Consider the following 12,186-nt stretch of genomic DNA (forward strand, 5'->3'; position numbering starts at 1 on the left):
AGGGATACGCCTTTATGTTTAAGGTTTACGATATTTCGATGACCATCGAAAAGGGCATGCAAGTATGGGGCAACCATGACGGCAAGCAGCCTGAAATCATCTCCCAGCCTACCTCTCCAGACGGCGTTAACGAATCGCGCATCGATATGGATGTCCATTGCGGCACCCATGTCGATGCGCCTCTGCATATGCTGGAGGATGGCTCAACCATCGAGACGATTGGTCTTGAAGAACTTGTCGGCAATGCCCGGGTTCTGGACTTCACGGACGTGAACGACAGCATTACGAGAGAAGACCTGGAGAAGCACGGCCTGCAAAAGGGCGAGTTCATTCTTGTAAAAACGAAAAATTCATTTACGGATTCCTTTGAATCCGATTTTGTATTCCTGCGGGATGATGGCGCCCGTTACCTCGTTGAGGTAGGGGTTCGCGGGATCGGTACGGACGGACTTGGGATTGAACGCTCCCAGGCGGAGTATCCAACCCACCGGACGTTATTCCGCAACAATGTCATTATTATAGAAGGGCTTCGCCTGAAGGAAGTGCCGCCCGGCTCTTATTTCATGGTGATTGCGCCTTTGAAATTGACCGGTATTGAAGCGGCGCCGGCACGCGCGCTGCTGATCGGGAATGGATAAAGGAGCGTTGCTTCGCGGCGACGCCATGAAGGGAAGGCAAGCATGAGCCAAACATTAAGTAATGAAATCACACAGGAAGTAGATAAGCGCCGTACCTTTGCGATTATCTCTCACCCTGACGCCGGTAAAACGACATTAACAGAGAAGCTCCTCTTGTTTGGGGGAGCTATTCGTCTTGCAGGCTCGGTAAAAGCCCGCAAAGCGAGCCGCCACGCTACATCCGACTGGATGGAGATCGAGAAGCAGCGCGGTATCTCCGTTACGTCCAGCGTGATGCAGTTCGATTATTTGGGGCACCGGGTTAACATTCTGGACACGCCTGGTCACCAGGATTTCTCTGAAGACACGTACCGTACGCTGACCGCGGCGGACAGCGCCGTTATGCTGATCGACGTTGCGAAAGGCGTCGAGGCGCAGACGATCAAGCTGTTCCAGGTTTGCCGCAAACGCGGTATTCCGATCTTTACGTTTATTAACAAGCTGGACCGCGAAGGCCAAAGCCCATTCGAACTGATGGAAGAGCTGGAGCGGGTACTCGGCATTCGTTCGGTGCCAATGAACTGGCCAATCGGCATGGGCCGCGAGCTGTGCGGCGTATACGACCGGATGAAAAATCAGGTTGAGCTGTTCCAAGGCAATGACCACAGCACGATCGAGGTTCGCAAAGTTGAGGATTATAATGATCCGGTCATTCGCGAAATGGCTGGCGACTACCTGCATGATCAGCTCATACAGGACTTGGAGCTTCTTGATGTAGCAGGCGATCCATTCGACTTTGATAAGGTTCGGGCAGGCGAATTGACGCCAATCTTCTTCGGAAGCGCCGTGAACAACTTCGGCGTTCAAACGTTCCTTGAGAACTTCCTGGAACTTGCTCCAAAGCCGGCTCCGCGGATGAGTACTAACGGTTCGGTTGACCCAACAAACGAGAAGTTCTCCGGTTATGTCTTCAAAATCCAAGCCAACATGAACCCGGCGCACCGCGACCGTATCGCCTTCCTTCGGATTTGCTCCGGACGTTTCGAACGCGGCATGAGCGTCCGCCATGTTCGTGCAGGCAAAGACATTAAGCTGTCCCAGCCTCAGCAATTCCTGGCGCAGGACCGCGATATTGTCGAGACGGCTTATCCGGGCGATATTATCGGTTTGTTCGACCCGGGTATTTTCCGGATTGGCGATTCCTTGTCGCAAGGCTCCGAGGTCGTATTCGACGAGCTGCCTACGTTCTCTCCGGAGATCTTCGCCAAGGTTACCGTTAAGAACGCATTGAAGCATAAGCAATATCAGAAGGGTATTGACCAGTTGACCGAGGAAGGCACTATTCAGGTGTTCTACTCTGCCAGCGGCTTTGCTGACGAAACGATTCTTGGCGTAGTCGGCCACCTGCAGTTCGAGGTATTCGAGTACCGGATGAAGGGTGAATACGGCGTTGATATTCAGCTGCACCGCATGCCGTTCCAATTCGCGCGTTGGATCGTTGACGATAAGATTGATCCTTCGAAGTTCCGGATCAACTCTACCCTTGTGAAAGACAAAAAAGGCAATTACGTTGTTCTCTTCGAGAATGAATATGCGATGCGTACCGCGATGGATAAGAATCCAACGATGAAATTCCTGGAGACTGCTCCATAAGCGTAACTAGACTTAAAATAAAAGCCCCCGATCTCAATGATCAGGGGCTTTTTTGCGCTGCTATTGCCTATAACGGATAATTTGCTCAATCAAATCCCGTTCAACTTCCTTGTTGTACTCTTTGACCATGCGGGAGATCAGGAAGAGATCCACGATAACCCAAATGAACAAGGCAGCGGCAGGCAGGGCAAATAGGATGATGCTAATAATTAGAAAGGCCTTTTGTTCAGCTGCGGAAGCAATACTGAGTAATATATAGGCTGGAGTTGCGATGAGGAATAGAATCAGCTGGATAATCGCTGTCTTCTTGCGCTTCAGGTAAAAGCGGTGTACACCGAGGTGACCGCCAAGAAGCATCAGATAAGCGATAGCGGCTGACTTCTCGCTACTCCGCATCTCGGAATTAAAGACCATCAGTTCATTAAGCGTGAGGTCTTGACGATTCATGAAGACCTCCTAGAATGAGCCACTGTGAAAATGCTTGTGAGCCAAAATTTCATCAATAAGCTGACCTTCGACAGCGCGGTTGCGATCTCTTACCCATTGGTGCAGGAGGAAAGCATCGACGATCCACCAAATAGAGGTCACAATCACGCCGATAACGGAAATGGTAAGAATAAGCTGTGCAATTGCGGAGCCTGTACGCCCGAGATAGAAGCGGTGACCGCCAAATACGCCGAGGAAATACCAGAGCACATAAGCGATGATCATATTCTTGCCGCGATCCTTCACCTCTTGCTCCAGCAGAAGTAGCTCCCTTGCGTCGAGTTGGCTTTTTTGCGCGATGTTAAATGACATGTACTGCTCCCCTTTATCTAATTTGTAGTCCACCAGCTAAAGTATAGGGGTTATGTAAAAATCATACAACCCAAATTTTCGTAAAAATAGTGGAAATCTTTATTGGCTTATCCGGTTGACGAAGCAGCGCTTTCATGACATAATGTACGCGTGTACATTACAGATTTAACAGCAGCGAATGAAAGAAGCAATAAATGCAATAACAGGAGGCGCCGACTATCAGCAGGAAAGAAGTAGCGAAGCTGGCCGGTGTATCGGAAGCAACGGTATCCCGGGTACTTAACAATGTAGGGCCTATTAAGGAAGAGACTCGTATCCGCGTGCTGGAGGCCGCCAAAGAGCTGGGTTATGTGCCTAATGCGCTTGCCCAGCGTTTTGCCAGAAGGAAAAGCGGGAACGTTGGCGTCATTCTGCCGTTTGTGCCGAAGGTTCATCTGTTCTCGACCTATTACTTCGCGGAAATATTAAGCGGGATTGGCGAGGCGGCGAAAGCCTGCAACTATGATCTGCTGCTCATTTTCCGGGAGCCGGACAGTCCGCGTGATTACGCAAAGCTGTTCCGGACGCAGAAGGTGGATGCCTGTATCGTGCTTGGCGCTCAAAATGTTGCCGAGGAACGTGCCGCGTTAGCCGAGCTTAAGGAGGAAGGTTATCCATTCTGCCTCGTGAACCAGCGGTTTGACGAGGAAGGATACCTGACCGTTGATGCGGACCATGAGTCGGGAAGCTACACCGCCGTTCAGCATCTTATTGCAAACGGATTCAAGCGGATTGCCTTCCTGAACGGGCCAGAAGCCTTCTCGAGCAGCGGGGACAGGCTTGCCGGCTATAAGCGTGCGCTGGAGGAAGCGGGAATTCAGCATGTGAGAGAGAGAGTCTTCACCGGCAATTACAGCAGGAAGAGCGGTTATGAGGCAGCGACACGGATAGCAAATGGAATCAAAGGCGAACAGATCGACGCTGTCTTTGCGGCAAATGACCGGATGGCGATTGGCCTGATGGACGGCCTTCGGGAGCACGGCATTGAAGCGGGCAAGGATATCGGCCTGATTGGTTACGATGACTCGGACAGCTCGAGAATCGTAACGCCCAAGCTGTCGACGGTATCGGTTCCTTTTTACGAGATGGGACGAAAAGCAGCCATGAAGCTGCTGGCAACGGAAACCGAAGAGCCGGGGAATACGATTCTTCCCGTTCAACTCGTTAAGCGAGAAACAACCTAAAATACGTATTCGAGAGGCGGTAGTTAAAGAATGAGCAAACTTCGTGTCGGAATGGTTGGATATAAATTTATGGGCAAGGCACACAGCAACGCGTACCGCGCGCTGCCGATGTTTTTCCCGGAAACCGCGTTACTGCCTGAAATGACGGCGATCTGCGGCCGTGATCCGGTGGGTCTCGAGAAGGCGCGGACGCAGTTCGGCTGGCAAAGCAGCGAGACGGATTGGCGCAAGCTGGTCGCGCGCGAAGATATCGACCTGATCGACATTAATGCGCCAAGCGATGCTCACAAGGAGATTGCCATTGCGGCCGCTCAAGCGGGCAAGCATCTGTTCTGCGAGAAGCCCCTCGCGCTGACGCTGGAGGATGCAAACGAGATGCTGGTTGCCGCCGAGAAAGCAGGCGTGAAGCATATGGTTGGCTTCAACTACCGTTTTGCTCCGGCTGTCCAATTGGCGAAAAAGCTGATCTCGGAAGGCCGTATCGGTAAAATCCATCATTTCCGCGCCGTCTTCCTGCAGGACTGGATTCTTGATCCGGAATTCCCGCTGGTATGGCGCCTGAAGAAGGAAATCGCAGGTTCCGGCTCGCATGGCGACCTTGGCGCTCACTTGATCGATATGGCCCGTTTCCTCGTTGGCGAGTTCCAGGAAGTCATCGGGATGGAAGAGACCTTCGTCAAGGAACGTCCGGTGTCCGAATCGATGACGGGCCTTAGCGCAACAAAGAGCGGTGCGGATGCGCCTCGCGGCGAAGTAACCGTTGACGATGCCACTCTGTTCCTGACAAGGTTCGAGAATGGCGCGCTTGGCAGCTTTGAGGCGACCCGCTTTGCGGCAGGCCACCGTTGTACAAATGCGTTCGAAATTAACGGCAGCAAAGGCAGCATCAAGTTCGACTTCGAACGGATGAACGAGCTGCAGGTGTACTTCACGGAGGATGCCGACGATGTGCAAGGCTTCCGCCGCGTACTGGCAACGGATGCTTCCCATGCTTATATGGATGCCTGGTGGCCTGCCGGTCACACAATCGGTTACGAGCATACGTTCACCCATGAGGTTCATGAGCTGATGACGGCAATCGCGGAGGACCGCCAGCCGGTGCCAAACTTCCATGACGGCGTGAGATGCCAAGAGGTTCTTGTTGCGGTAGAGCGTTCGATTGCGGAACGTCGCTGGGTTGCTTTGAAAGAGTTCCAATAATTCTGCGGGCAGAGGAGACTAACGAAGACGATGAGAAAAGCATTGATCGTATGGGGCGGCTGGGACGGCCATCAGCCGAAGGAAGTTGCAGGTATTTTTCAAGACGTGCTGGCGAAGGAAGGCTTCGAGGTTGAAGTATCGGATACGCTGGACGCGTTTGCGGACGGGGAAAAGCTGAAGGGCCTCGATCTGATCGTTCCGATCTGGACAATGGATAAGATTAAGCCGGAGTATGTGCAAAACGTATCGGAAGCCGTTCAAAGCGGCGTTGGCCTTGCCGGCTGCCATGGCGGCATGTGCGATGCTTTCCGGGAAAACGTAGACTGGCAGTTCATGACCGGCGGACAATGGGTAGCGCATCCAGGCAATGACGGTACGGATTATGTCGTGAACATCAAGCATAGCTCCAGCCCGCTGACGGAAGGCATTGAGGACTTTGAAGTCAGCACGGAGCAGTATTACATGCACGTCGATCCGGCTGTTGAAGTGCTTGCAACAACCCGGTTCCCGGTTGTCGAAGGACCACATTCCCTGAATAAGGCGGTTGATATGCCGGTAGCCTGGACGAAGCGCTGGGGTGTCGGACGCGTCTATTACAACTCGCTTGGCCATCAAGCCAACATTATCGATATTCCCGTTGTCAAAGAAATGATGCGCCGGGGCTTCAACTGGTGTGCGGAAGGCAAAACAGCAGCGGTAAACGGAGGGACTCACGCTCATGCAAAAGCTTAAGGTCGGCGTTATCGGAACTGGCAATATCAGCAGCGCGTATTTGAACAACGGCACGAAATTCGATTCGATGGAAATTGTTGCTTGCGCCGATCTGGATGTAGACCGCGCGAGGGCAAAAGCCGAGGAATTCGGGATCCGCGGCTGCTCGGTGGAAGAGCTGCTGGCCGATCCGGAAATCGGAATGGTCATCAACCTGACGATACCGCAGGCGCATGCGGCGGTATGCCTGCAGGCGCTTGAAGCCGGCAAGCATGTGTACGTGGAGAAGCCATTTGCGGTTACCCGCGAAGAAGCGCAAGCGGTGCTTGAGCTGGCGGCACGCAAAGGGCTGCTTGTGGGAAGCGCGCCGGATACGTTCCTTGGCGGCGGTATCCAGACGAGCATCAAGCTGATCGAAGACGGCTGGATTGGCACGCCAATCGGAGCAACGGCCTTTATGATGTCGGGCGGTCATGAGACTTGGCATCCGGCTCCTGAGTTTTACTATCAGAAGGGCGGCGGCCCGATGTTTGATATGGGGCCCTACTATCTGACGGCTATGGTAGCGATGCTTGGACCTATCAGCCGCGTAACCGGCATGGCCCGCGCTTCGTTCCCTGAACGGACCATTACCAGCCAGCCGAAGTTCGGGCAAAAGATTCAGGTTGAGATTCCAACGCATGTCGCGGGTATCATCGAATTCGCAGCCGGCCCGATTGGCACGATTCTGCAAACCTTTGATGTAAAGGGCGGCTCGACCTTGCCTCGCATCGAAGTATACGGCTCCGCCGGAACGTTGCTTGTTCCCGATCCCAATACGTTTGGCGGTCCTATCCAATTCAAACGCGCGGGTTCGCATGAATGGTCGGAGATCCCGCTCGTGTATCCGAACACGGATAACGTACGCGGTCTAGGCGCTGCCGATCTTGCGAAAGCAGCGCTTACCGGACGCAAAGCGCGTCCAAGCGGCGAGCTTGCTTATCATGTGCTGGAAGCGATGCATGGCTTCTTCGATGCAGCCGAGCAAGGCGCGCATTATACGATGAAGAGCAGCTCCGAGAAGCCGGCGCCGTTTACGCTTGGTCTTCAGCCAAACAGCTTGGACTAATCCATTAAATATAAGCAATATGAGGTCGGCGGGTATCCCGCCGGCTTTTTTTCGCCTCAACCCTCTTATGAATAGAGTTAAATTATGGTATCTTTTGGGGAGAAGCATGAAAGGGGTTATGGCCTGATGATTGCTCAAACGCAAAACCGTCTGCTTATCCGAAATGGGATAGTTGTGCTTGAAGACCAGCTTGTTTCGAAAGCGGTCGCCGTGAAGGACGGTATCATTGACGCTCTTCTGGCAGACGAACATGCTATTCGGCAGTATGAGCTTCGCTGCGGAGATGAAGCTATAATTCCAATTGACGCGGCAGGGCGATATATTCTCCCCGGATTAATAGATATTCATAACGACGCAATTGAGAAGGAAGTGCAGCCGAGGCCCAACACATTGTTTCCGATCGAGATGTCGTTCCTGGAATTTGAACGCAAAATGCCGCTTCACGGCATCACCACGATGTACCATTCTTTGTCGCTTGGAGTCGGGCTGAGCTTGCGAGGGGATCATTTGTTGACCGGAATGGTCGAGTTTATCGATCGGTACCGGAGAGAGCGCTCGGTCATTCGCAACCGGATTCATTTGCGTTATGAGGTTTCTTATTTGGCGGGTTATCCAATCGTTGAACAGTATATCAAAGAACGAAAGATTGATTATTTATCCTTTATGGATCATTCTCCGGGTCAAGGGCAGTATAGGGCACCGGGTTCTTTCGAACGATATGTGATGAAAAATCAAGGCGTTGGCATCGAGGAAGTACAGGTTATTGTGGAAGAGCTGCTTATGCGCCGAAATCAGATTGATTGGGAGAATCTCCGCGAGCTAAGCCGTTTGGCTGAACGGCAGGGCATTCGATTGGCTTCTCATGATGATGATTCGGTTGAACAGGTAGAGCGTTCGAGGGGCTTTGGCGTTTCCGTAACGGAATTTCCAATTAATATGGAAACAGCCCGTTATGCCGCCAATTCAGGCCTATTCGTATGCGTGGGAGCGCCTAATCTCGTCAGGGGAGGATCCCATGATCATAACCTGCGCGCATTGGATGTTATTAAGGAAGGAAAGGCCGCTATTATCTGCTCGGATTATCATCCGTCCTCTTTATTGAAGGCTATCTTTATGCTTGCAGAGCAGGAGGTGTTGGATTTGCCGGCGGCTGTACGATTGGGGACTCTTTACCCGGCGCAGGCGCTTGGCATTGCCGATCGTTACGGAGCGATTGCGCCGGGTAAAGCCGCAGATTTAATTCTTGTTGATCAATACCAGGGTCATCCTTGGGTCACGCGGACGATCGTTGGCGGTAAAACGGTTTATACAGCGGATGTGCTTTAGGTTGCAGCCGGCTTCAGTTGCTGAAGCTTCGAATGCAAGGCATCAACGAGCCTTGACTGCTCCTCGGCGGATATTTCTTTCCAGATCAGCTCGAATAATACGCCAAGTCCGGGGAGCGTTTTTTCCTCATTGCCGATGGAGTCTTCAATAACGTCCTTTATTTCTTCTTTTGTATTGTTTCCGACGTTCTTGATAATGGCTTGACGCAAATCCAGATTAATCAATCGGATTCCCTCCAAGTCTTCTTTGAATTGTACTCCCTTACTGTTTCCGAATCAGGCGATTTTCATCCGGGCGTGGTGGATATGCTATAATATTCAGGATTAGGCAATGTCGTAAGCGCATCTTGCATGCTTTGAAGGGAGTAGGATGAACGAAATGGCCAAAAAACAATTTGCAGTCATCGGAATGGGGCGTTTTGGTTCCAGCATCGCCAGTTCGCTAACGGAAATGGGCTTTGAGGTGCTGGCCATTGATTCGAGCGAAGACCGTATTCAGGATGCCATCAATAAAGTCACCCATGCAGTCTCGGCGGATTCAACGGATGAAGAAGCGCTTCGTTCTCTTGGCATTCGTAACTTTGACGTTGTCGTGGTTGCGATTGGGGAAGATATTCAAGCAAGTATTCTCACTACGCTGATCCTGAAGGATCTTGGCGTGAAAACGATTGTTGTTAAAGCGCAAAACGAACTGCACGGCAAAGTATTAACCAAGATCGGTGCGGATAAAGTAGTCTATCCGGAGCGGGATATGGGCCTGCGCGTCGCTCATCATTTAATTTCTCCTAACATCCTGGAGTATATTGAAATATCGGAGGATCACAGCATTATTGATCTGAAAGCGCCTGAAGCGATGATCGGGAAGAGCCTCAAGCAGCTCGACATCCGGGCGAAATTCAAATGCAATGTGATGGCGATCAAAACGAATGGACAAATGAACATCGCTCCTTATCCGGATGATCTGATCCGTTCGGAGGATGTCCTTGTTATCGTTGGAAGAAATTCGGATTTATCCAGTTTGGAAATAGCTTATTCGGAAGGCTGATCGGAATTATGAATCATTTATTATTAACCTCTATCCAAAATGAACGCGTGAAGCAGTGGGCTTCCTTGCTGGATAAAAAATATCGGGACCGGACAGGCCTTTTTATTATCGAAGGCGTCCATCTGGTGCAGGAAGCCTTCACATCCTCCGCTGACGTGCAATGCGTCGTATATAATACGGAGCGCGGCATCCCGCATGAGCTTGGGCAGTTAGCCCGGGAGGGCAAAGCGGAATGGGTGCAGGCAACAGCGCAAGTCATGGCGAAATGCACGGGAACCGATACGCCGCCGCCGGTGTTCGCCGTGCTGGAGAAATTGAAGCGAGACGATACCGCTTTGTTCCGGAATAACAGCCTTGTAGTTGTCCTTGACGGAGTGCGAGATCCGGGCAACGTCGGCACCATTATCCGCAGCGCGGATGCGGTTGGCGCCGATGCGGTTGTGCTGGGTAAAGGCAGCGTAGATTTGTATAACCCGAAGACGGTGCGTTCGACGATGGGTTCGCTCTTTCACCTGCCGATTATTGAGGCGGATCTTGCGGAGCTGCTGCCAGAGGCGCAAAGCAAAGGAATCAAGCTTGTCGGGACAAGCCTGCAAGCGACGCACACTTGCTATACATATGATTGGACGGCAGGCACTTGGCTCCTGATGGGCAATGAATCGGAGGGACTGTCCGAAGCGGTAAGGCAGACGGTTGATGAATCGGTTATTATTCCGATGGAGGGCGAAGCGGAGTCGCTGAACGTCGCGATGGCCGCGACGGTGTTGTTGTATGAGGCTTTGAGGCAGCGGAAATATCCTGCAAAAATAAACCCGCAGTTGTGAGTTGTAATTCAGTTTGTCACTAGCTGGAACGTATTTTGTCACAAGAGAGACGGTTCAAATTAAGCGAAACTTCATAGTTAATAAGGAGTTTCTGTCATTTAAGCGGATAGATATTAATCAATTTGAGAACAAAAAAATAACAATTATATGAACATATGTTCTGTTTTTTTGATGAGGGGACTGGAGACGGCTTTAATCATACGTCACCCAGCCTATCTCGGCCAAGGTCAGGTTGCGGATGATTCGCTCTGCAACATCGATCTGATGCCGACTCTGCTGACCTATGCAGATATTCCTGTTCCGGATGGCATTGATGGGAAGAGCTTCTGGGATCGGATCGCGAGCAGGACGGAACAGCCAGTGCGTGACCATTTTTTCTCGGAGCTGACCTGGCATGATCTTTACCACCCAATGCGAGGCATTCGAACGGAGAAATACAAGTACATCCGTAACTTTGAAGACGGTCCATCGGTCTATTTGCCGCTGGATATACACCGGAGCTTGTCCGGACAGGATGTTAGGGAAGCCTATTACATTCCAAATGTTCCAGAGGAACTGTACGACCTGGGGATTTTCCGCTGGAGACTCGTAATCTGGTTCATGATGATACCATGAAGGATGTCCTGTTGGAATTAAGAAGCAAGGTTGAAGTATGGATGAGCCGTAACGAAGACCGACTTCTGCAGGGCAAGGTAGAAGGTATCGCCGCCCCCGAATGGAACGAACAATTTGAGAATGGAACTGCCTATCGGAAAAGAAATAACGGATAATAAAAGCTTTTTAATTATGCTCATGCATCTGGGGTTCCTTGGGGAACGCCAATGAATAAACATATAGTTTAACAGCCCCCCATTGACAGAATAACGATGGGGGGCTGTTCTGTAATTACAATCAAGGCAGCTTAAACACGGTCGGATCAGGATTAACCCGTATGAACTGAGAAATAAATTGCAGCAGATAAGCAAGTATATTCTCCGGATCGATGCCCCACTGCTTTTGGATGAGATGTCCGCGTGTAGCCATACGGGACATCATGCTGATAACGGTATTTTGAATCATCGAATCAAGGATAATCGGATCGAAGGTAGGATGAATGGAGCCGTCGCGTATACCTTCTTCGATTACAGATTTCAACTTCTCTCCACGGCTTTCCATGGAGTGGCGGTAGCGTTTGCGAAGGTCCTCGGATGGAAAGGCATTACGGTAGAAGTGGTCGAACAAAGCGATAAACCGAAGATGTTCCGGCTTGTCGTGATACAACTGGAACCAGCCGTATATGAGCTGTGTTAGTTTCTCCGCGCCGTTCTTACCGGCATCACCGCCAACCTCAAAATATACGGAGATCTCATTCATAATTTTGATTTGAATTTCAAAGACAATCTCATGAATGGAATTAAAATATTTATACAAGGTCACCCGGCTGACACCTGCCGCAGCACCAATATCAACCATGGTTACAAGGGCCATATCCTTCTCCAGAAAGGTCGTTCTGGCCGCCTCCAGAATCTGATCCCGCCGTTTAACACGCAGATCATCTAATTCTTCTTCCCATTTCTTCAACCCTAATCAGCCTCTTTTCCTTCTCGGTTATACCGTCCTGATGAATTATAACATGGATAATGTTATATTGTACCTTTTCATCCCGAAGAAATAAACATTATGTTTATGGGTATTTACAACCT

At 51.0% G+C, this 12,186-nt stretch carries 15 protein-coding genes; 10 read left to right on the forward strand and 5 right to left on the reverse strand.

All coding sequences use genetic code 11. The features are described from left to right. Window positions 1–14 precede the first annotated feature (14 nt). Together WFK81_RS25430 and WFK81_RS25435 are read left to right on the forward strand one after the other, a co-directional pair. On the forward strand, window positions 15–638 hold the full coding sequence (locus WFK81_RS25430) for a cyclase family protein (RefSeq protein WP_336789508.1): 624 nt from the start codon (window positions 15–17) through the stop codon (window positions 636–638). Between the two features lie 42 nt (window positions 639–680). After that, entirely contained in the window at window positions 681–2,270 is a 1,590-nt protein-coding gene (locus tag WFK81_RS25435) for a peptide chain release factor 3 (RefSeq protein WP_336789510.1), read from the forward strand. 60 nt (window positions 2,271–2,330) lie between these two features. On the opposite strand, the gene WFK81_RS25440 is transcribed toward WFK81_RS25435, so the two are convergent. Both WFK81_RS25440 and WFK81_RS25445 read right to left on the reverse strand, forming a co-directional pair. Then, complete coding sequence (locus WFK81_RS25440; protein ID WP_336789512.1) at window positions 2,331–2,717, reverse strand: TM2 domain-containing protein; 387 nt, start codon at window positions 2,715–2,717, stop codon at window positions 2,331–2,333. A 9-nt stretch (window positions 2,718–2,726) separates the two neighbouring features. Continuing rightward, entirely contained in the window at window positions 2,727–3,068 is a 342-nt protein-coding gene (locus WFK81_RS25445; RefSeq protein WP_336789514.1) for a TM2 domain-containing protein, read from the reverse strand. 218 nt (window positions 3,069–3,286) lie between these two features. Here WFK81_RS25445 and WFK81_RS25450 point away from each other — a divergent pair, with 218 nt between their 5' ends. From WFK81_RS25450 to WFK81_RS25470, 5 genes are all read left to right on the forward strand, one after another. After that, on the forward strand, window positions 3,287–4,291 hold the full coding sequence (locus WFK81_RS25450) for a LacI family DNA-binding transcriptional regulator (protein ID WP_336789777.1): 1,005 nt from the start codon (window positions 3,287–3,289) through the stop codon (window positions 4,289–4,291). Window positions 4,292–4,321: 30 nt separating this feature from the next. Continuing rightward, the gene (locus tag WFK81_RS25455) at window positions 4,322–5,491 is read left to right on the forward strand and encodes a Gfo/Idh/MocA family protein (RefSeq protein WP_336789515.1); all 1,170 of its coding nucleotides are present in this window, start codon (window positions 4,322–4,324) and stop codon (window positions 5,489–5,491) included. Window positions 5,492–5,521: 30 nt separating this feature from the next. Continuing rightward, a complete protein-coding gene (locus WFK81_RS25460) occupies window positions 5,522–6,223 on the forward strand; it encodes a ThuA domain-containing protein (RefSeq protein WP_336789517.1) in 702 nt (233 codons plus the stop codon). Beyond that, the gene (locus WFK81_RS25465; protein ID WP_336789519.1) at window positions 6,210–7,310 is read left to right on the forward strand and encodes a Gfo/Idh/MocA family protein; all 1,101 of its coding nucleotides are present in this window, start codon (window positions 6,210–6,212) and stop codon (window positions 7,308–7,310) included. Before WFK81_RS25460 ends, WFK81_RS25465 begins: the two co-directional genes overlap by 14 nt. A gap of 126 nt (window positions 7,311–7,436) precedes the next feature. Further along, a complete protein-coding gene (locus WFK81_RS25470; RefSeq protein WP_336789521.1) occupies window positions 7,437–8,636 on the forward strand; it encodes an alpha-D-ribose 1-methylphosphonate 5-triphosphate diphosphatase in 1,200 nt (399 codons plus the stop codon). Here the strand turns inward: WFK81_RS25470 and sspI are convergent. Continuing rightward, window positions 8,633–8,860 carry a small acid-soluble spore protein SspI gene (sspI, locus tag WFK81_RS25475; protein WP_336789524.1) on the reverse strand — a complete coding sequence of 76 codons (228 nt, stop codon included), beginning with the start codon at window positions 8,858–8,860 and terminating at the stop codon, window positions 8,633–8,635. The genes WFK81_RS25470 and sspI overlap by 4 nt on opposite strands. Before the next feature lie 154 nt (window positions 8,861–9,014). Here sspI and WFK81_RS25480 point away from each other — a divergent pair, with 154 nt between their 5' ends. The 3 genes from WFK81_RS25480 to WFK81_RS25490 all read left to right on the forward strand — a co-directional run bounded on the left by WFK81_RS25480 (window position 9,015) and on the right by WFK81_RS25490 (window position 11,119). Beyond that, complete coding sequence (locus tag WFK81_RS25480; RefSeq protein WP_336789526.1) at window positions 9,015–9,680, forward strand: potassium channel family protein; 666 nt, start codon at window positions 9,015–9,017, stop codon at window positions 9,678–9,680. A gap of 8 nt (window positions 9,681–9,688) precedes the next feature. After that, the gene (locus tag WFK81_RS25485; protein ID WP_336789528.1) at window positions 9,689–10,504 is read left to right on the forward strand and encodes a TrmH family RNA methyltransferase; all 816 of its coding nucleotides are present in this window, start codon (window positions 9,689–9,691) and stop codon (window positions 10,502–10,504) included. Window positions 10,505–10,675: 171 nt separating this feature from the next. Continuing rightward, window positions 10,676–11,119, forward strand: a complete 444-nt coding sequence (locus WFK81_RS25490; RefSeq protein ID WP_336789530.1) for a sulfatase/phosphatase domain-containing protein — start codon at window positions 10,676–10,678, stop codon at window positions 11,117–11,119. Between the two features lie 17 nt (window positions 11,120–11,136). On the opposite strand, the gene WFK81_RS25495 is transcribed toward WFK81_RS25490, so the two are convergent. Together WFK81_RS25495 and WFK81_RS25500 are read right to left on the reverse strand one after the other, a co-directional pair. Then, window positions 11,137–11,298, reverse strand: coding sequence for a hypothetical protein (locus tag WFK81_RS25495; RefSeq protein ID WP_336789532.1), 162 nt, complete (start codon window positions 11,296–11,298; stop codon window positions 11,137–11,139). A 97-nt stretch (window positions 11,299–11,395) separates the two neighbouring features. Beyond that, window positions 11,396–12,064 (reverse strand): TetR/AcrR family transcriptional regulator, encoded by a 669-nt coding sequence (locus WFK81_RS25500; RefSeq protein WP_336789534.1) that lies wholly within the window; start codon window positions 12,062–12,064, stop codon window positions 11,396–11,398. Window positions 12,065–12,186 lie beyond the last annotated feature (122 nt).

This window comes from Paenibacillus sp. MMO-177 (genome assembly GCF_037147795.1).
Lineage (GTDB): Bacteria > Bacillota > Bacilli > Paenibacillales > Paenibacillaceae > Pristimantibacillus.

Bases quoted from the DNA above. Each gene is read 5' to 3' on its own strand.
- WFK81_RS25430 (WP_336789508.1), top strand. From the start codon at position 15: ATGTTTAAGGTTTACGATATTTCGATGACCATCGAAAAGGGCATGCAA.
- WFK81_RS25435 (WP_336789510.1), top strand. From the start codon at position 681: ATGAGCCAAACATTAAGTAATGAAATCACACAGGAAGTAGATAAGCGC.
- WFK81_RS25440 (WP_336789512.1), bottom strand. From the start codon at position 2,717: ATGAATCGTCAAGACCTCACGCTTAATGAACTGATGGTCTTTAATTCC.
- WFK81_RS25445 (WP_336789514.1), bottom strand. From the start codon at position 3,068: ATGTCATTTAACATCGCGCAAAAAAGCCAACTCGACGCAAGGGAGCTA.
- WFK81_RS25455 (WP_336789515.1), top strand. From the start codon at position 4,322: ATGAGCAAACTTCGTGTCGGAATGGTTGGATATAAATTTATGGGCAAG.
- WFK81_RS25460 (WP_336789517.1), top strand. From the start codon at position 5,522: ATGAGAAAAGCATTGATCGTATGGGGCGGCTGGGACGGCCATCAGCCG.
- WFK81_RS25465 (WP_336789519.1), top strand. From the start codon at position 6,210: ATGCAAAAGCTTAAGGTCGGCGTTATCGGAACTGGCAATATCAGCAGC.
- WFK81_RS25470 (WP_336789521.1), top strand. From the start codon at position 7,437: ATGATTGCTCAAACGCAAAACCGTCTGCTTATCCGAAATGGGATAGTT.
- WFK81_RS25480 (WP_336789526.1), top strand. From the start codon at position 9,015: ATGGCCAAAAAACAATTTGCAGTCATCGGAATGGGGCGTTTTGGTTCC.
- WFK81_RS25485 (WP_336789528.1), top strand. From the start codon at position 9,689: ATGAATCATTTATTATTAACCTCTATCCAAAATGAACGCGTGAAGCAG.
- WFK81_RS25490 (WP_336789530.1), top strand. From the start codon at position 10,676: ATGAGGGGACTGGAGACGGCTTTAATCATACGTCACCCAGCCTATCTC.
- WFK81_RS25495 (WP_336789532.1), bottom strand. From the start codon at position 11,298: ATGAGCATAATTAAAAAGCTTTTATTATCCGTTATTTCTTTTCCGATA.